Source organism: Kitasatospora phosalacinea, from assembly GCF_000717185.1.
In the GTDB taxonomy this organism is placed as follows: domain Bacteria; phylum Actinomycetota; class Actinomycetes; order Streptomycetales; family Streptomycetaceae; genus Kitasatospora; species Kitasatospora phosalacinea_A.
Genome location: NZ_JNYE01000102.1, coordinates 1 through 18598, shown reverse-complemented (window position 1 = coordinate 18598; position 18598 = coordinate 1). Strand labels below are relative to the sequence as shown.

The following is an 18598-nucleotide window of genomic DNA, read 5'->3' as shown; positions in this document are numbered from 1 at the left end:
GGAAGGGAGTTCGCAGGTCGGCAGGCTGGAGGCATGAGCGAAGCGATCACTCTGGACGCCGTGAGCAAGGTCTACGGCAAGGGGCGGGGCGCGGTGGCGGCCCTGCGCGAGGTGACGGTGCGGCTGCCCCGGGGCGGCTTCACCGCCGTGATGGGGCCGTCCGGTTCGGGCAAGAGCACCTTCCTGCACTGCGCGGCGGGCCTCGACCGGCCGTCCTCGGGCACGGTGCGGCTCGGCGACACCGACCTGTCCCGGCTGAGCGAGACGGAGCTGACCGAACTGCGGCGCGAGCGTGCGGGGTTCGTGTTCCAGTCGTTCAACCTGATCTCCGCGCTGACGGTCGAGCAGAACATCACCCTGCCGCTGCGGCTGGCCGGGCGGCGGGCGGACGCCGGGCGGCTGGCCGAACTCGTCCGCCGGGTGGGCCTGCAGGAGCGCACCGGTCACCGGCCGGGCCAGTTGTCCGGCGGCCAGCAGCAGCGGGTGGCGATCGCCCGGGCGCTGCTGCCCGGCCCCGAGGTGGTGTTCGCCGACGAGCCGACCGGTGCGCTGGACACCATGACCGCCCGCGAGGTGCTGGCCCTGCTGCGGCAGACCGTCGACGAGCTCGGCCAGACCATCGTGATGGTCACCCACGACCCGGTGGCCGCGTCCTACGCCGACGAGGTGCTGTTCCTGGCCGACGGCCGGGTCGCCGACACCATGACCGACCCGACCGCGGCGAAGGTCGCCGACCGGATGATCCTCCTGGGAGCGTGGAACCGATGATGCTGGGACTCGCCCTCGCCACCCTCCGGCACCGCAGGGCCGGTTTCGCGGGCGCCTTCGTCGCCCTGTTCTGCGCCGCGGCCCTGGTCTGCGGCTGCGGGACGCTGCTGGTCACCGGCCTGTTCGGCACCGTCCGGCCGGAGCGCTGGGCGGCCGCGCCGGTCGTCGTCTCCGGCGACCAGGAGGTGCACGCCACCGTCGACAAGGGCAAGGGGAAGACCAAGGAGAAGGCCAAGCCGATCGCCGGGCGGGCCTGGGTGCCCGCCGCCCTCGCCGAACGCATCGCGGCCCTGCCGTCGGTGCGCGGCGTGGCCACCGAGGTGACGTTCCCGGTGCTGCTGCCCGGCGGACCCACCGACGGTTCCTGGGGCCACGGCTGGGAGTCCGCGCCGCTGGCCGGGCTCACCCTCGCCGCCGGACGGGCGCCCGCGGCCGCCGACGAGATCGTCCTGGACGCCGCCACCGCGGCCCGCACCCACCTGGCGCCCGGCGCCACCACCACCGCCCGGACGGCCGCCGGGGCGCTGGGCCTGCGGGTGGTCGGCGTCACCGCCCAGGGGTTCGACAGCCAGGCCGCGGTGTTCTTCGCCCCCGACCGGGCCCGGGCGCTGGCCGGGCACGACGGGCTGGTCAGCGCGATCGGCGTCTTCCCGGCCGACGGGGCGTCCGCCTCCGGGACCGCCGCCGACGTCCGGGCGCTGCTGGCCGGCGCCGCCGCCGACCCGACCGGTCCGGCCGCCACCGGCATAACCACCACCACTACGAGCGCCACTGGTGCAGCCACCACCGCTACGACCGCCACCGGTCCGGCGGCGGTGGTCCGCACCGGTGACGACCGCGGCCGGGCGGAGTTCCCCGACGCGGCGGGTGCGGGAGTGCGCCTGGTCAGCACCGGCGCCGTGCTGGCCGGTACCTCGCTGCTGGTCGCGCTGCTGGTGGTGGTCGGCACCTTCGGCCTGTCGATCCAGCAGCGGCAGCGGGAGATCGCGGTGCTGCGGGCGGTGGCCGCCACCGGTCGGCAGGTCCGGAAGATGATCGGCGGCGAGGCGCTGACGGTCGGCCTGGCCGCGGGCGTCCTCGGCGCCACCGCCGGTCTGCCGCTGGGCAGTTGGCTGCACGGGCGGTTCGTCGCCCTGGACGTCGTCCCGGCGAACCTGCCGGTCGTGCTCTCGCCCTTCCCGGCGCTGGCCGCCGCGGCCACCACCCTGCTGGCGGGCTGGGGCGCGGCCCGGGTCTCGGCCCGGCGCGCCACCGCCATCAAACCGGTCGAGGCGCTGGGCGAGGCGGAGCTCAGGCCGCCGCGGCCGGGTGCGGTCCGGACCGGGTTCGGGGTGCTCACCACCGCCGGGGCCGTGGTGCTCACCGCGCTGCTGACCGTCCTGCACTCCGACCAGGCCGCGACGCCGGTCTGCTTCCTCGCCGTGCTGCTGTGGTGCACCGCGTTCGCGCTGCTCGGCCCGCTGGTGGCCCGGGCGGGGACGGCCGTGCTGGGCCTGCCGCTGCGGGCGTCCCGGGTCGGCGGGTACCTGGCCGTCCACCAACTGCGGGCCGGGGCACACCGGTTGGCCTCGGTGGTGACGCCGCTGACGCTGCTGGTCGCGATGGCCTGCACCGTCCTGTTCAGCCAGACCACCACCGTCCACGCGGCCGCCGCCCAGCGCGACCGCGGCACCGTCGCCGACTTCACGGTCGGCCCGCGCGTCCCGGCCGACGCCGCCGCGACGCTCGCCGCCGTCCCCGGCGTGCGGACCGTCACCCGCGTCCTGCACAGCCAGGTCCGGGACGGGCTGACCAGGCGCAGCGTCCAGGCGGTCACCCCCGGGCGACTGGCCGACACCCTCGACCTGGGCGTCACCGCGGGCGACCTCGACCGGCTGGCGGACGGCACCGCCGCGGCCGCCGACGGGCTGGGCTACCGGCTGGGCCAGCGCGTCCGACTGACCCTGGCCGACGGCGCGCCGGCCGAGGTCACGGTCGTCGCGCTGTACGGCCGCGGCCTGGGCTTCGGCGACCTCACCCTGGCGCACGACCTGGTCGCCGCCCACGTCGACGTGCCGCTGGACGACGAACTGCTGCTCCGCGGAGAGGGGTTGACCCGTTCGATGCTCACCGCCGCGCTGCACGGCACCCCCGGGGTCGGGGTGCTCGACCACGCCTCCGCCACGGCTGCGGCCGCGGCCGGGAACCGGACCGGCGCCCAGGTCGGGTACGTCTCCCTCGGGCTGATCGTCGCCTTCGTCGCGATCGCCGTCCTCAACACCCTCGCGATGGGCATCGCCGACCGCCGCCGGGAGTTCGCGGCGCTCGCCCTGATCGGCGCCACCCGCCGCCAGATCCGGCGGATGCTCGGCTGGGAGACCGCGGTCGCGGTCGTCCTCGCCACCGGGCTGGGCCTGGCCGTCGCCTCTGCGGTGCTCAGCACGTACGCCGAGGGCATCACCCGCGGTACCGCCGGAGCCGCCGCGCCGCTCACCGAACTCGCCCTGGTCCTGCTGGGTACCACCGCCCTGGCCGCGCTCGGCACCTGGCTCCCCGCCCGCGCCGCGCTGCGCGGCCTGCGGCGGCGGGGGTGAACGGCGCCCGACCCGCCGCCACCACCGCTCGACCCGTCACCACCAGCACGGCTCGTCGCCCGGCCGCCGTCCCGCTCAGGGCCCCGCTCAGGCCCCGCTCAGGCCCCGTCCCGGAGGGCGCGCCGGCCGAGGAGGGTGGTGGTGGCCAGGGCGGCCGCGGCCAGTAGGAGACCGGCTCGGGGGCCGCCGAGTTGGACGGCGGCGGAGACCAGCAGGCCGGTAACGGGCAGGGTGCCGGGAAGTGCCATCGACCAGGCCGCCATGACGCGGCCGCGCACGGCGTCGGTGGAGCGGAGTTGGACCAAGGTGTTCGCCGCGGTGACGAACCGGATGCCCGCGAACCCGGCTGCCGCGACGGCCGCGAAGGCGACCGGCGGGTTCGGGCCGGCGGCCGGCAGGAGCGCCAGCAGGGCGGTGGCCAGCGCCAGCTTCCTGACCTGTCGCCCGGTGGGGTCGCCGCCGCCCGCGGCCAGCACCGCGCCGGGCAGCGCGCCGAGGCCGAAGGCCGCCATCAGCGCCCCGTAGCCACCCCGCCCAGGTGGTGGAGGGCGCGGGAGGCGAACCACCAGCGGAAGGCGGGCGTGCGCAGCGGCTGCCCGATCCGGGCCAGCGCACCCGTACGAGCCAGCACGCCCGTACGAACCAGCGCGCCCGTACGGGCCGAAACACCCGTACGAACCGACGCGCCGCCGCGGGGCGGGCAGCCGCTGCGGGGGCCGTCGTCCCGTACGTGCGGTTCCGCGTCCGTCCCCGTCCGCCCGTCCTCCTGCCTTCCGGTGCCCCGTTCCGGCTCCTGCTGCACTGCGGGTACGCACCAGCCAAGCAGCGTCCGGGCGGATCCGGGTGGGGGACGGTCGAGTTCCGGCCGTCGGCGACACGCCCGGGAAAGGGGGCCACGGGTGTTGCGGACATGCACAGAACACGCTTAGCGTGAACGGCTGTTGATCCATTCACGTGGAGTGATCCATCACATGGAGAGGCACGACTTGATGAACCGTCACGTCAGAACGACCCTGCGGGCGGCGCTCGCGGCCGGTCTGCTCTTCGCCGGTGCGCTGGCCGGGGCGCCGGGCGCGTCGGCCGCCGCCGCGGCGCCCACGGTGCTGAACGCGTCCGAGTACACGCTCAGCGCCGACTACCACCAGTTCGACGCCCTGAACTCGGCCCTGGTCTCGACCCTCGGGACCTCCGCCGTCCACACGGTGATGGACAACGCCAACCACGACCGGCAGGGCCTGACCTCCGGCTTCTCGGTCGCCGGGCTGACCACCGGCTTCCGCTTCGACGACGGCGACGACACCGACTGCCAGAGCTACCCCCAGGGCATCACCACCAGCCGGGACGCGGTCGGCACCGCGAACAGCGGAAACTACGACGGCCACCAACTGGTGCTGGTCAGCTGGTACACCAACGACGCCTGCGGCGGCAAGCAGCAGCGCAGCCGGATCACCCTGGTCGACTGGGACGCCACCTACCCCAACAAGTACCGCAAGATCCTGCTGGTCGAGCCGACCGGCACCACCACGGCGCCGAGCTTCAAGGACATCCCGATCCACGCGGGCGGTGTCTCCTGGTACGGCGACTACCTGTACGTCGCCGACACCGGGAGCGGCATGCGGGTCTTCGACATGCGCAAGATCCTGAACACCGACACCGGCGGCACCGCCGACCAGATCGGCCGGTCGGGCTCGGTCTACTACGCGCACAACTACGCGTACGTGCTGCCGCAGGTCGGCACCGTCACCGCGCAGACCGCCCACACCGACACCGCCAAGCTGGCGTGGTCGTCGATCTCGCTCGACCGGGTCAGCGGGTCGATCGTGATGACGGAGTACACCTGCCCGTCGGGCTGCGACAAGTACCCCAACCGGCCGCCGCGGGCCGTCCGCTTCCCGTTCGCCTCCGGGGCCACCACCTTCGCCTCGACGACGACCGCGAGCCAGGCCCTCCAACTGCCCTGGTACAAGCTGAACGGCGTCGCCTCGCACAACGGCCGCTGGTGGTTCAACTCCTCCGGCCAGAAGCAGCTCTACTACTGGACGCCCACCGCGGGCCCCTCCACCTTCGCCTGGGTCGGCGGCGGCGAGAGCATCTCCTACTGGGAGGACAGCACCGGCCCCGACCTGCTCTGGTCCCTGCAGGAGCCCACGGGCAGCCGCAACGTCTTCGCCGTCACCCAGGCCACCTACGGCGGCGGCTGATCCCTCCCGGAACGGCGCGGCGCGGCGCGACGGGGCCCGTCCCCGCCGCGCCGCGCCGTTCCGCCTCCTGGCGGCGGGTCAGGCCGTGTACGGGGTGTGCTCGCGGCCGGCCCGCAGGGTGCGGGCCCACCAGGTGAGCTGGTCCAGCATGCGCTTGGCGGCGCCGTTGGCGGTGGGGGCGTCGTGGGGTTGGCCGTCGGCGTCGAACTTCTCCCAGGCCATGTGGAAGCTGAGGCTGTCGCGGACGGTCGCGGCGTGGAGTTCGGCGAAGACCTGGCGCAGGTGCTCGACGGCGCGCAGGCCGCCGCCCATGCCGCCGTAGGAGACGAAGGCGACCGGCTTGGCCTGCCACTGGCTGTAGTGCCAGTCGATGGCGGCCTTCAGCGAGGCCGGGTAGGAGTGGTTGTACTCGGGGGTGACGACGACGAAGGCGTCGGCCGCCTCGATCCGCGGGGTGAGGGCCGCGACGCCGGGGGTGGGCTCGCCGGTCAGGCGGTGCGGGATGTCGGCGTCGGCGAGGTCGATCACGTCGACGGTGAACTCCCCGTAGGCGCGGGCCTGTTCGGTGAACCAGCGGGCGACGGTCGGGCCGAAGCGGTTCTCGCGGGTGGAGCCGATGACGACGGCGAGGTTCAGGGGTGCGGCGGTGGCGGTCATGGTCGGGCGTTCCTTCCTGGTCCGGCCGTCTGCGGCGGCCTGGGTTGACGCCGTGAACGCTACGGAGGCGGGCACCGGGCCCGCATCCGTCGGATGACCAGGTCCGGTGCGGGGGCGGCAGCCCGGTCGTCCGACGGATGCGGCGCGGCGGGGGCGGTTCGTAGCGTCGACGGCATGGATGACACGACACGGATGCGACCGGCCGCTACCGGCGGCGGGGCGGACGGGACCGACAGGACCGGCGCTGACGGGAGCGGCGCTGACGGGAGCGGCGCTGACGGAAGCGGCGGGAGCGGCGGGACGAGGGAGTGGGGCGGGCGGCAGTTGCTGACGCTCGGGGTGGTGCTGCTGGGCATGCTCACCCTGTCGATGTCGATGTCCGGGACGACCGTGGCGCTGACCGACATCGGAGCCGAACTCGGCGCGTCCGGGACCGCGTTGCAGTGGGTGGTGACCGGGTACTTCCTGACCGCGTCGAGCTTCATGCTGCTGTTCGGCTCGCTGGGTGACCTGTTCGGACGGCGCCGGACCTACCGGACGGGCGCCGTGGTGTTCGCGCTCGGCCTGGGCCTGGGCGCGCTCGCGCCCGGCATCGGGTTCCTGGACGCGACCCGGGCGCTGGCCGGACTGGGCGCGGCGGGCGTGATGGCGGGCGGCGGGGCCCTGATCGCCTCGGCCTTCCGCGGCGCGGCCCGGACCAGGGCGTTCGCCGCGCTCGGCACCACCGGCGGGGTGGGGCTGGCGCTCGGCCCGACCCTGACCGGCGCCCTGGTCGGGTCTGTGGGCTGGCGGATCGCGTTCGGCCTGTTCGCCGCCGTCGGCCTGCTGGTCGCGGCCGGCGCCGGGGCCGCGGACGAGACGCGGCCTGGCGCCGGAACGCAGACGGTCGGGGTGCGACCTGACGGGGCCCGGCCTGACGGGGTGCGACCTGACGGGGCCCGGCCTGACGGGGTGCGGACGGCCGGGGTGCGGACGGCCGGGGCGCGGACGGCCGGGCGGACGAAGCTGGACGGCGCGGGCGCGGCCCTGTTCGTCCTCGGGCTGGGCCTGCTGATGGCCGGGGTCACCCAGGGCCCCGCCAACGGCTGGACCAGCCCGCCGGTGCTCGCCGCCCTCACCGCGGGCCCGGCCCTGCTGGTGGCCTTCGCGGTGCGGCAGTCCCGCACCGCGCACCCCCTGCTCGACCTGAGCCTGGTGCGCGACCGCCACTACCTGGCCTGGACGGTCGCGGGCCTGTCGGCGGCCGTCGGCTTCGCCGGCTCGCTGACCCACCTGCCCACGTACTTCCAGGGCGTCGACGGGCTCTCCGCCGGGCAGGCCGGTGCGGCGATGCTCTGGCTGACCGCGCCCGTCCTGGTCGCGCCGCTGCTCGGCGGGCGGCTGCTGACCCGCGGCGTCCCGGCCCGGGTCGTCATCACCGGGGCGCTGGCGCTGGTCGCGGGCGGCAACGCCTGGCTGACCGTCCTCGAACCGGGCGCGGGCACCGCCCGGTTGGCCGGGCCGCTGCTGGCCGTCGGCATCGGCACCGGCCTGGCCAACGGCATCGTCGACGGGCAGGCGATGAACCGGGTCGGCACCGACCGGGCCGGGGTGGCCGCCGGATTCCTCAACACGGTGCGCGGCGGCGGGCAGGCGATGGTGATCGCCGCGCTCGGGGCAGCGCTGCTCACCCTGGTCAGCTCCCGGGTCAGCTCCGCGCAGGTGGCCGCCGAGGTGGTCTCCGGCCACCTGACCGGTGGCGAACGGGCCTTCCTGGCCGAGCAGTTCACCTCCGCCTGGCACACCGTCCTGTGGACCGTCGCCGCCCTGGTCGCCCTCGCCCTGGCCACCGTCGCCACCCTGCTGCGCCCCGACAACCGCCCCGACAACCGCCCGGGCACCGGCATCAGCACCAGCATCGGCACCGGCATCAGCACCAGCACCGACGTCGCTATCGGCGTCCGCCCGACCCCGGCACACCGCACGAAGGCCGCGCAAGGCGCCAACTAGGCTGATGCGCATGCTGCATGGACGCACGACGGAGACCGCCGCGATCGACCGGCTGCTCGACGACGCCCGGGAGGGACGCGGCGGGGCGCTGGTGCTGCGGGGCGAGCCGGGCATCGGCAAGAGCGCGCTGCTCGGCCACGCAGCGGAGCGGGGCGGGCAGCGCGGGATGCGGGTGCTGCGCAGCGCGGGCGTCGAAGGGGAGAGCGAACTGCCTTTCTCTGGGCTGCACTTGCTGCTGTCGGGCGTACTGGACCGGGTCGGCTCGCTGCCCGAGGCCCAGGCCGGGGCACTCCGGGGAGCGCTCGGCCTGCAGTCTGGCCCGACGACCGGCGACCTCTTCCTGGCCGGGCTCGGGGTACTCACCCTGCTGTCCGAACTGGCCGCCGAACAACCGGTGTTGGCGATCGTGGACGATGCGCACCGACTGGACCCGGAGTCGCTGCGGGTGCTGCTCTTCGCGGCCCGGCGGCTCGGCGCGGAGCGGGTCGCCGTCCTGCTGGCCGGGCGCGAGGGCGAGGGACCGGACGCCCCGGGGCTGCCCGAACTGCCGGTGGGGCCGCTCGACGGGGCCGCCGCGGAACTGGTGCTGGCCGCGGCCGCGGGGGCCACCGAACTGCCCGGCCCGGCCCGGGCGCTGGTGCTCCGGGAGGCCCGGGGCAACCCGCTGGCGCTGCTCGAACTACCCGCTGCGCAACGGAAGTCGGAGCACTACGCCTCCCCGTACGGGGTCGCCTGCCTGCCCGCGCACAGCCGCCTGCTGCGGACCTTCACCGAGACCGTGGCCGCCCTGCCGTCCGCCACCCGTACGGTGCTCCTGGTCGCGGCGGCGGACGAGAACGGCCGACTGGACGCCGTCCTGGCCGCGGCCGGGCGGCTGGACGCCGGGCTGGACGACCTGGCGGCCGCGGAACGGGCCCGGCTGGTGACGGTCGAGGACGGGCGGGTCCGGTTCCGGCACTCGGTGATCCGCTCCGCCGTCTACCAGGGCGCCACCGCGGGCCGCCGGGTCGCCGCCCACCGGGCGCTCGCCGAGTCCGCCCGACCGGCCGGAGCGCACCTGGACGCCCCCGGCCACGACCCCAGCGGCGACCGCGCCCCTGACGCCGCCTCCGGCCGCGCCCCCGACCCCGACTTCGACCGCGACCCCGACCTCGCCCGGCAGCGGGCCTGGCACCTGGCCGCCGCCGCGACCGGGCCCGACCCCGAGACGGCCCGGCTGCTGGAACGGAGCGCCGAACACGCCCGCTCCCGGGGCGCGTTCGCCACCGTCGCGGCCACCTACCGGCGCTCCGCCGAGCTCACCGCAGACCCTGCCGAACGCGGCCGCCGCCTGTTCGAGGCGGCCTCCGCGGCCGCCGACTCCGGGCAACTGGAACTGGCGGACGCCCTGGCCCTGGAGGCCGCACCGCACCTGGCCGACCCGGTACGACGGGCCCGGGCGGTACGGCTGCGCGCCCTCGTCGCCGACGAGCAGGACCGCTCCCGCGACGCCCACGCGATGTTCACCGAAGCCGCCCAGGAGGCCGGGGCCGCCGAACCGGAACTGGCGGGCGCCCTGCTGTTCCAGGCCGCGCAGGCCGCCTGGCACGCGGGCGACCAGCGGGCGATCGAGCGGAGCGCCGAACGGGCCGCCGCGCTCGCCCTCCCCGGCGCCGACCGGATCGCCGCCCTCGCCCGGCTCGCCGCCGGACAGCACCGGCTGGAGCACTCCCCGCTCGCCGACAGCGCCGCCGCCGTCCGCGAACTCCTCGGCGGCCCGGGCGGATCCGACTCCCCGTCCTCCGCCGACACCGGAACCGAAACCGAACTCGCCCGCGCCGCAAGCACCTCGGACTCGCCCTCCGTACTGCGCGAGACGGTGCGGGTGGGCTGGTGGCACCTGTTCGACGGGCGGGTCGAGCAGGCCCGCGACCTGGCCGCCGCGGTGGAGCGCCGCTGCCGGGAGACCGGCGCGCTCGGCGTCCTGGCGGTGGCCCAAATGCTGCTGTCCCGAACCCAGTTGATGCTGGGACGGCACCGCGACGCACTCAGCACCGCCACCGACGGACTGCGCTCGGCCGAGGACAGCGGACAGGCCCGCGTCCGGGTCTACCTCGCGACCGTGCTGGCCCACCTGGCCGCCGTACGCGGCGACGAGGACGCCTGCCGGGCCCACGCCGAGGAGGCACTGGCCCGCGGGATCGCCCCGTCCACCGTGCACGCGGGCACCGCACTGGCCCTCCTCGACCTGGGCCTGGGCCGCACCGAAGCCGCTCTGGACCGGCTCGGCGCCCTCGCCGCCTCCCCCGACCGGCAGGGCATCATCGCCGCCCTGCCCGACCTGGTCGAAGCCGCCGCCCGCCTCGACCGCCCCGACCGCGGCCGGGAGGCCGCTGCCTGGTACCGGGACCACGCCGCACTCGGCGGCCACTCCTGGGCCGAGGCCCTGGCGCTGCGCTGCCGCGCCCTGCTCGCCGAGGACCCCGAGACCGCCGTCGCGCACTACGAGGAGGCCGTCCGGCTGCACGGGGAGGGCGGCGGCTCCCCGTACGACCTCGCCCGCACCCGACTGCTGTACGGCGAACGCCTGCGCCGCCTGCGCCGCACCACCGAGGCCCGCACCCAACTGCGGGCCGCCCTGCACGCGTTCGAGCAGATCGCCGCCCACCCGTGGGCCGAACGCGCCCGCAACGAACTGCGCGCCACCGGCGAGAGCACCGCCCAAGCCGCCGCACCCGGCCCGCTGGACCAGCTCACCCCGCAGGAGCTCCAGGTCGCCCGGCTGGCCGCGGAGGGCCTCAGCAACAAGGACATCGGCAGCCGCCTGTTCATCAGCCCCCGCACCGCGGGCTACCACCTCTCCCACACGTACGCGAAACTCGGCATCACCTCCCGCACCGAACTGGCCCGGATCTCCTTCTGACCCGGGCCCGCACCGGAGGGGGCACACGGCAGGGCACGGCAGGACACGGCAGGACACAGCAGGACACGGTAGGGCGCAACGCGGCACGGCCCAGCGGCACAGCAGCACAGCGGCACAGCACAGGAGGAGGCACCGCAGTGGCGGACAGCGAAACCTTGGACGGCACCGGCGCGGACAGCGCCGCAGGCACCGGGACGGCGCAGGTGCCCCGTCAGCGGGCGGCCGCGGGGCCGGGCCGCGGCGGGACGCCCCGGCGGGTGGTGGCGCGGCGGCTGGCGGTGCTGGTGCTCGTGCTGGTGGTGCTGTGCCTACCGCCGTGGTGGACGCTGCTCGCGGCCGGCACCGGCTGGCCGCTGCCGGTGGTGCTGGCGGGCACGGTCGTGCTGGCGGCCTGGCTGGTCGGCTTCCCGTTCCTGATGGTCGCGGGGCACCGCTCGCGCTCGCGCAACGACCGGGCCGCGCGGATCGCGGACACCAGCCTCGGCGTGGTGTGGGTGCTGTGGACCTGCTCGGTGCTGGGCGCCCTGGCGGACCTGCTGCTGACCGGGTTCGGCGTCGGCGGCACCGGCCGGGCCCGGCTGGTCGCGGCGGCCGTGGTCCTGCTCGCGGCCGGGGCACTGGCCTGGGGCCACCACGAGGCGATGCGGGTGCCCCGGGTGCGGCGGCTGGACGTCCACCTGCCCCGGCTGGGCCGCGGCCTGGACGGCACCCGGGTCGCGCTGCTGGCCGACACCCACTACGGGCCGATCGACCGGGCGGCCTGGTCCGCGAAGGTCACCGAGGCGGTCAACGCGCTGGACCCGGACGTGGTGGTGCACGCGGGCGACATCGCGGACGGCACTCCCGGGCAGCGCCGCGACCAGTCCGCCCCGCTCGGCGCGGTCCGGGCCCGGCTGGCCCGGGTGTACGTGACCGGCAACCACGAGTACGGCAGCGAGGCCCAGGGCTGGCTGGACCGGATGGCGGAGCTCGGCTGGGAGGCCCTGCACAACCGCCACGTGCTGGTCGAACGCGGCGGGGACGCCCTGGTGCTGGCCGGGGTGGACGACGTGACCGCGGCCTCCTCCGGCCTCACCGGCCACCGGGCCGACCTGGACGCCGCCCTCACCGGGGCGGACCCGCACCTGCCGGTGCTGCTGGTCGCCCACCAGCCCAAGTACGTCCCGCAGGCCGCGGCCGCCGGAATCGACCTCCAGCTCTCCGGACACACCCACGGCGGCCAGATCTGGCCGTTCCGCTACCTGGTCCGACTGGACCAGCCGGTGGTCCAGGGCCTGAGCCGACACGGTGAGCGCACCCAGCTGTACACCAGCCGCGGCACCGGCTTCTGGGGCCCGCCCTTCCGGGTCTTCGCCCCGAGCGAGATCACCCTGCTGACGCTTCGCGCGGGCGAAGCCCCCGCCGGGTAGCGAAGAACCAGCCCGTCCGGGCGGAACTCAGCCCGCCCTGGCGGAGTTCCGCCCGGACGAGCAGGATCCAGCCCGACTGGACGGGAATCGGCCCGACCGGGCGGAAACCAGCCCGTCCCAGCGGAAGTCGGCCCACCCGAACGAAGATCAACCCGCCCGAGCAGGAACCAGCCCGCCCGAACGAAGATCAACCCACCCAAGCAGAACTCGGCCCACCCGAGCAGGGTTCAACGCACCCGCACCAAACCCAGCACGCCTGCACAAAGATCAGCGCACCCGAGCCCAATCCGGGATCCAGACACCCGGCGCACCCTCCCCGCCCGGCGCCCCCTCCCCGCCCGACGCCCCCGGCCCGCCCGACGCCCCCGGCCCGCCCGACGCCCCCGCCATCCCCACCGCCCCCGAACCGGCGGCCGCCGCCAGGTGGGCGTGCAGGGCGGGGAGGGCGGGGTGCGGGTTGTCCCGGTGCTGGAGCAGCGAGTGCGGGTAGACCGGGACGGGGTCGGTGATCGGGACGCGGCGCAGTCCGTGGGTCGTGGGCCAGACCAGGCGGGTGTCCTCGCCCATGAAGGTGGCCAGGGCGGGGGTGTCGGCGATGGTGTCGAGCAGGGCGTCGGAGCCGAAGTTGGGGCCGGTGGACTCGATGGTGAGGCCGAACTCGGCGGCCAGCGCCTCGTAGTAGGCGCCCCACTCGCTGCCGGGGAGGATGCCGGGCATCCAGATCCGGTGCCCGGCGAGGTCGGCGAGCCGGACCGCGCGGGCCGCGGCCAGCGCGTGTCCGGGGCCGGTGAGCAGGTCGAGCGGCTCGTCGACGACCCGGGTGGCGGTGAGGTCCTCGGGCAGCGGGAGGCCGGGCGCGGCAACGGCCCGGAAGGAGGCGTCGATGGCGCCGGTGCGCAGGGCGGCGACGGCGCTCTCGATGTCGAGCAGCATGACGATGTCCAACTCGACGCCGGGGTGGGCGCGGTGGAAGGCCCGCATCAGCCGGGAGGCCGCGCCGCGCGAGTTGATCACGTCGACGCGCAGCGGTCGGCTGCCGGGCCGGACGGAGGCGGCGGCGCGGTCGGCGGCGCGGAGCAGTTCGCGGGCGTGCGGCAGGAAGGCCTGGCCGTCGACGGTGGGTTCGGCGCCGCGCGGGGTGCGGGTGAACAGCCGGACGCCGAGGTCGCGTTCGAGCCCCGCGATGCGCTTGGAGACGGCCTGCTGGGTGATCGTCAGGTCGGTGGCGGCCTTCTGGAACTGGCCCGCCTCCGCGACGGCGACGTAGGTGCGCACGGCTTCGAGGTCCATGGCGGCCACCCTACTCGACAATCATCGGTTGTGTTGAGAGCAGATAAAACCGGATCGACCTGGGAGAAGGCTCAAAAATACACAACCAATAGTTGTACAGACGCCCGCGGAAGCGGATTGGCGTGAACCGGTCTCCGCGAACCTGGCGTTCCGGCGAGAGGGGCCCCGGATTCAGCTGGCGTACACGCTGTTTCCACGTCGGGTCGTCAGAGTTCCGGCCCGTGCCTACCTCACACTCTCGTGTCGGCGTCGCCTCCGTGTGCGCCGCGTCCCTGACCTTCTCCGGTCTGCTCGTCACCGGCCTGCTGGCCGCGCAGCCCGCCGCTGCCGCGGACCCGTCCGGTTACCAGAACGTGCGCATCAACGAGGTCACCTCGTCCGGCAACGACACCGTGGAGCTCTACAACGGCGGCTCGACGGCGGTGAGCATCAGCGGCTGGAAGATGGCCGACGACGGCTTCTCGCCGCAGTCCTTCAGCCCGTCCGCGAGCAGCATCCCGGCGGGCGGCTTCGTCACCTTCAACTCGCCCAAGGGGCTGGGTGATTCGGACAAGCTGGTGATCTACACTTCCGGCGGCACGGTGGTCGACCGGGTCGACTGGGCCACCGACCGGGCCAAGCCCGCGATGGCGCGCTGCGGCGGCGACGGCACCGGCGCGTGGGTGACCGCCACCGCCGCCGCGACCTTCGGTTCGGCGAACGCGGCGGGCTGCCCGGCGGGCGTCCCGGCCGCGAGCAAGGTCGTGGTCAACGAGGTCGGCTCGGACGGCTCGGACACCGTCGAGCTGTACAACGGCGGCACCAGCGCGGTCAGCATCGGCTCGTGGAAGTACGTGGACGGCGACACCTCGCACTCCGCGGCCTCGGTCTCCTCCTCCTCGCCGAGCGCGACCAGCATCCCCGCGGGCGGCTACGTCACGTTCAACTCCGCCATCGGCCTGGGCGACAACGACTCGCTGTTCCTGGTCGACGGCAGCGGCAACACCGTCGACTCGGCCAGCTGGGCGACCAACGGCGCCAAGCCCTCCGACGAGCGCTGCGCCACCGGCTTCCAGACCTCCGCGAACGCCACCTTCGGCGCCGTGAACTCCTGCTCCGGCAGCACCCCCGGCGGCGGTACGGGCGGCGGCACCGGCGGTGGTACGGGTGGCGGCACCACCGGCCAACTGCTCGGCGGCGGCGGCTCGCTCACCAGCGGCTGCACCCCGGAGGCGCCCGGCGGCACCGGCTCCGCCCCGTCCGGCACCCAGGCCTGGCCGGGCGGCCTCGACGTCACCGTCGCCGACAACGTCTGCGCCTTCACCACCTCCACCGGCCCCGAGGGCCGCGACCTCAGCGGCCTGGCCTTCGACCCGGCCAACCCGTCCGTGCTGTGGGCCGCCAAGAACAAGAACTGGCTGTACAAGCTGGTCAAGAGCAACGGCAAGTGGGTCCCGGACGCGACCTGGAGCGCGACCGGCAAGCAGATCCGCTTCGCGGGCGGCACCGGCCTGCCCGACGCCGAGGGCCTGACCGTCGGCAGCAACGGCCACCTCTACGTGACCTCCGAGCGCGACAACGGCAACAACACCGTGCCGAAGGACACCGTCATGGAGTTCGACCCGACCGCCACCGGCAGCACCCTCACCCCGCTGCACCAGTGGGACATGACCGCGCAGTTCCCGCAGCTCGACACGGGCAGCAAGGACGACGCCAACCTCGGCTTCGAGGGCGTCGGCTTCGTCCCCGACAGCTGGCTGACCGCCAACGGCTGGGTCAACCCGCTGACCGGCGCGGCCTACAACCCGGCGAACTACCCGCTGCACGGTGGCGGCCTGTTCTTCGCCGGCCTGGAGTACGACGGCACCCTGCACGTCTACGGCCTCAACTCGGACGGCAGCTTCACCACCTTCGGCACCGTCTCCACCGGCAAGCCGGGCGTGATGGACGTGACCTACGACGCGGGAACCCAGCGCATCGTCGCCACCTGCGACAACACCTGCGGCGAGACCCACACCTTCCTGAAGGTCAACGCCTCCGGCGCGATCGTCCCGGACGTGACCTACACCAACCCCGCCGTCATGCCGGTCGACAACCTGGAGGGCTTCGCCCTCGCGCCGACCTCCACCTGCGCGAACGGCTTCCGCGAGGCGGTCTGGAGCGACGACGGCATCTACGGCTTCGGCTCCGGCACCTCCTCGTACGGGCACGCCCTCTACAGCGGGACGTTCCCCTGCTGACGGGCCGCCGCTGAGCAGCGCTGGACACCACCGGGCCCCGACCGCGCACCCCGCGGCCGGGGCCCGCCCACGCCCACGCCCACGTCCACGTCCACGCACCCGATCGTGCCCACGCACCCGATCGTGCCCTCAACGCCGGGCCACGTAGTAGACGTTCAGGATGTCGCCCTCGACCCGGCGGGCGTCGACCCGGCCGAAGCCCGCCTCGGCGAGCATCCGGCGGGCGGTCTGCTCGCCCCAGACCGTGCCCAGGCCCTCGCCGCCCTCGCTGAGCGAGACGCTCATGCAGTAGAACACCGAGAAGGCGTAGAGCGCCGGGCACAGCGGGTGGCCGATGTTCTCCTCCAGGCGGCTGGAGGCGGCGATGTCGCCCATCAGGAAGACGCCGTCCGGGCGCAGCGCCGCGGCGATCGCCGCCAGGGTGCGGGTGGGGCGGGCGAGGTCGTGGACGACGTCGAAGGCGGTCACCAGGTCGTAGGAGCCGGTCAGTTCGGCGCTGTCGCCGACCTGGAACTCCACGTTCGTCAGGCCGCGTCCGGCGGCTTCGGCGCGGGCGGCGGCGATGCCCTCCTCGGAGCGGTCCAGGCCGTGGAAGCGGCTGGCGGGGAACGCCGCGGCGAGGACGTTGGCCGCGTGCCCCTGTCCGCAGCCGATGTCGACGGCGTCGATGCCCGTGCGCAGCCGGTCCGGCAGGCCGGGCACCAGCGGCACGATCCCGTCCACCAGCGCGAGGTCGTACACCTCCCGGGACTCCTCGGCCTGCAGGGCCTGGAAGCGCGGGTACGCCGAGTACGGGACGCCGGCGCCGGTCTGGAACGCCTCCACCACCTGCTGCTCGACCTCGGCCAGCATGCCGAGGTCCTGCGCGATCCGGGCCAGGTTGTCCGGCCCCGCGGCGCGGGTCAGCGAGGCGGCGTGCTCGGGCGGCAGCAGGTACGTCTCCCGCTCGGGGTCGTACTCCACGACGCCGCCCGTCACCATCGCGCCCAGCCACTCCCGGACGTAGCGCTCGTCCAGGCCGGCGGCCTCGGCGACCCCGGCGGCGGTGGTGGCGGCCGGTTCCAGGTCCGCCATGACGTCGAACAGGCCGCTCTCGTGCCCGACCCCGGTCATCAGCCCCAGGCAGGCGTCGTTCAGCACCTGCACCATCCGGCCCGCGAACGCCTCCTGCTTCGCCCGGTCCGGTTCCACGGCGACAGCCATCACTCCTCCTTCCGCCACCGGCACGGCGGTCCGGAGGAAGCGGGTCCGCACCGCGACGAGACGCGTCACCGCGGAAGCGGCGTCACCGCGGAAGCCGCGCCACGGTCCGCGCCCACGACCGGCGGACGGAGGCCGGTGAACTGGGCAGCACCCCTCACCCGTCACGCTAGTCGCCCGCCCGCCGAGCGCCCTGTTGGACGGGCCACCCCAGGCCACCCACCCCACCCCGCGCGCCACCCACCCCGCCTCCGCACCGCCCCCGCACCGCTGGCGGCCCGGGCGGCCCCGGCGGCCACCGGGACGGATTTCGCCGGAGCGGCCGCGCGGAGCACCCCGACGGCGCAGGATGGGCGGCGTGCAGATGGACCGGACCGGACTGGCGGACTTCCTCCGCCGCTCCCGCGAACGGCTGCGGCCGCAGGACGCGGGGCTGCCCGCCGGGCCCCGGCGCCGCACGCCCGGCCTGCGGCGGGAGGAACGCGCCCAACTCGCCGGGGTGTCGGCCGACTACGTGATGCGGCTCGAACAGGGCCGCAGCTCGCAGCCCTCGCCCCAGTTGCTGGCCGCGCTCGCCCGGGCCCTGCGGCTGACCGGTGACGAACGCGACCACCTGCACCTGCTCGCGGGCCACCGCCCGCCGGAGGACCCGACGGCCGGGCAGCACGTCCGGCCCGCGCTGCGCTACCTGCTCGACCGGCTCGGTGACACGCCCGCCCAACTGCTCACCGACCTCGGTGACCTGCTGTTCCAGAACTCCCTGGCCGAGGCCCTGTTCGGCCGCGTGTGCACGGTCGCCGCGCCGGACCGCAACATCGTCTGGCGGTGGTTCACCGAGCCGTCCGTCCGGGAGGCGCACCCCGCCGACGAGCGCGAACCGCTCGGCCGCCTGCACGTCGCGGAGCTGCGCGCCGCCGCCACCCGCCGCGGCTTCGACCCGCCGACCCGCACCCTGGTCGGCCGGCTGACCGCGGCCAGCGAGGAGTTCGCCGGGCTCTGGCCGCGGCACGAGGTCGCGGTGCGCCGGACGAGTCGGCTGCGGGTCCGCCACCCGGACGTGGGGCCGAGCGAGTTCGACTACGAGTTGCTGCAGACCCAGGCCGCGGACCAGCGGCTGCGCCTGTTCACGCCCCCGTCCGGCCCCACCGGCCTCGATGCGCTGGCCCGGCTGCGGGAGGTCGGCCCGGCGACCGCGCACCGCAGCCACCGCTGAACCACCCAGCCGCTCGGCCGCCCAACCGCTCGGCCACCCCGCCGCCCAACCGCACGGCGACGCCCCGCCGGTGGAGCGGCGGGGCGTCGGGGCGTCGGGGTGTGGGGGGTGGGGGGTGGGGGGTGGGGGGGCAGGTGCGGAGGGTCAGGGTGCGGGGATCAGTGGTCGGCCTTGCCG

Annotated in this window: 12 protein-coding genes; 8 read left to right on the top strand and 4 right to left on the bottom strand. The window is 75.3% G+C overall.

The window, feature by feature from the left end; genetic code table 11:
• Positions 1 to 33 precede the first annotated feature (33 nt).
• Both OO57_RS31520 and OO57_RS31515 read left to right on the top strand, forming a co-directional pair.
• Positions 34 to 768 (top strand): ABC transporter ATP-binding protein, encoded by a 735-nt coding sequence (locus OO57_RS31520; RefSeq protein WP_051778493.1) that lies wholly within the window; start codon positions 34 to 36, stop codon positions 766 to 768.
• A complete protein-coding gene (locus OO57_RS31515; RefSeq protein WP_033256167.1) occupies positions 765 to 3341 on the top strand; it encodes an ABC transporter permease in 2577 nt (858 codons plus the stop codon). Before OO57_RS31520 ends, OO57_RS31515 begins: the two co-directional genes overlap by 4 nt.
• Before the next feature lie 98 nt (positions 3342 to 3439).
• On the opposite strand, the gene OO57_RS44290 is transcribed toward OO57_RS31515, so the two are convergent.
• On the bottom strand, positions 3440 to 3907 hold the full coding sequence (locus OO57_RS44290) for an MFS transporter (protein ID WP_234337591.1): 468 nt from the start codon (positions 3905 to 3907) through the stop codon (positions 3440 to 3442).
• A gap of 423 nt (positions 3908 to 4330) precedes the next feature.
• On the opposite strand from OO57_RS44290, the gene OO57_RS31505 reads away from it, so the two are divergent.
• Positions 4331 to 5542, top strand: a complete 1212-nt coding sequence (locus OO57_RS31505; protein WP_033256149.1) for a hypothetical protein — start codon at positions 4331 to 4333, stop codon at positions 5540 to 5542.
• Positions 5543 to 5620: 78 nt separating this feature from the next.
• Here the strand turns inward: OO57_RS31505 and OO57_RS31500 are convergent, their stop codons facing one another.
• A complete protein-coding gene (locus OO57_RS31500; protein ID WP_033256148.1) occupies positions 5621 to 6199 on the bottom strand; it encodes an NADPH-dependent FMN reductase in 579 nt (192 codons plus the stop codon).
• Positions 6200 to 6523: 324 nt separating this feature from the next.
• Here OO57_RS31500 and OO57_RS38730 point away from each other — a divergent pair, with 324 nt between their 5' ends.
• From OO57_RS38730 to OO57_RS31480, 3 genes are all read left to right on the top strand, one after another.
• Entirely contained in the window at positions 6524 to 8188 is a 1665-nt protein-coding gene (locus OO57_RS38730) for an MFS transporter (protein WP_051778490.1), read from the top strand.
• A gap of 10 nt (positions 8189 to 8198) precedes the next feature.
• Complete coding sequence (locus tag OO57_RS31485; RefSeq protein WP_033256163.1) at positions 8199 to 11090, top strand: helix-turn-helix transcriptional regulator; 2892 nt, start codon at positions 8199 to 8201, stop codon at positions 11088 to 11090.
• Between the two features lie 203 nt (positions 11091 to 11293).
• Positions 11294 to 12499, top strand: coding sequence for a metallophosphoesterase (locus OO57_RS31480; RefSeq protein ID WP_051778497.1), 1206 nt, complete (start codon positions 11294 to 11296; stop codon positions 12497 to 12499).
• Between the two features lie 267 nt (positions 12500 to 12766).
• On the opposite strand, the gene OO57_RS31475 is transcribed toward OO57_RS31480, so the two are convergent.
• Positions 12767 to 13789, bottom strand: coding sequence for a LysR family transcriptional regulator (locus tag OO57_RS31475; protein WP_081974098.1), 1023 nt, complete (start codon positions 13787 to 13789; stop codon positions 12767 to 12769).
• A gap of 257 nt (positions 13790 to 14046) precedes the next feature.
• Here OO57_RS31475 and OO57_RS41695 point away from each other — a divergent pair, with 257 nt between their 5' ends.
• Complete coding sequence (locus tag OO57_RS41695) at positions 14047 to 16008, top strand: lamin tail domain-containing protein (protein WP_081974097.1); 1962 nt, start codon at positions 14047 to 14049, stop codon at positions 16006 to 16008.
• Positions 16009 to 16137: 129 nt separating this feature from the next.
• Here OO57_RS41695 and OO57_RS31465 read toward each other — a convergent pair whose 3' ends face one another.
• Positions 16138 to 17211, bottom strand: coding sequence for a class I SAM-dependent methyltransferase (locus OO57_RS31465; RefSeq protein ID WP_051778489.1), 1074 nt, complete (start codon positions 17209 to 17211; stop codon positions 16138 to 16140).
• Positions 17212 to 17557: 346 nt separating this feature from the next.
• Between OO57_RS31465 and OO57_RS31460 the strand changes: the two genes are divergently transcribed.
• The gene (locus OO57_RS31460) at positions 17558 to 18421 is read left to right on the top strand and encodes a helix-turn-helix transcriptional regulator (RefSeq protein WP_033256147.1); all 864 of its coding nucleotides are present in this window, start codon (positions 17558 to 17560) and stop codon (positions 18419 to 18421) included.
• Positions 18422 to 18598: the final 177 nt, after the last annotated feature.

What these genes read in the sequence shown, in the direction of transcription:
- OO57_RS31520 (WP_051778493.1), top strand. Translation starts at nt 34, where the DNA reads ATGAGCGAAGCGATCACTCTGGACGCCGTGAGCAAGGTCTACGGCAAG.
- OO57_RS31515 (WP_033256167.1), top strand. Translation starts at nt 765, where the DNA reads ATGATGCTGGGACTCGCCCTCGCCACCCTCCGGCACCGCAGGGCCGGT.
- OO57_RS31505 (WP_033256149.1), top strand. Translation starts at nt 4,331, where the DNA reads ATGAACCGTCACGTCAGAACGACCCTGCGGGCGGCGCTCGCGGCCGGT.
- OO57_RS31500 (WP_033256148.1), bottom strand. Translation starts at nt 6,199, where the DNA reads ATGACCGCCACCGCCGCACCCCTGAACCTCGCCGTCGTCATCGGCTCC.
- OO57_RS31485 (WP_033256163.1), top strand. Translation starts at nt 8,199, where the DNA reads ATGCTGCATGGACGCACGACGGAGACCGCCGCGATCGACCGGCTGCTC.
- OO57_RS31475 (WP_081974098.1), bottom strand. Translation starts at nt 13,789, where the DNA reads ATGGACCTCGAAGCCGTGCGCACCTACGTCGCCGTCGCGGAGGCGGGC.
- OO57_RS31465 (WP_051778489.1), bottom strand. Translation starts at nt 17,211, where the DNA reads ATGGCTGTCGCCGTGGAACCGGACCGGGCGAAGCAGGAGGCGTTCGCG.
- OO57_RS31460 (WP_033256147.1), top strand. Translation starts at nt 17,558, where the DNA reads ATGGGCGGCGTGCAGATGGACCGGACCGGACTGGCGGACTTCCTCCGC.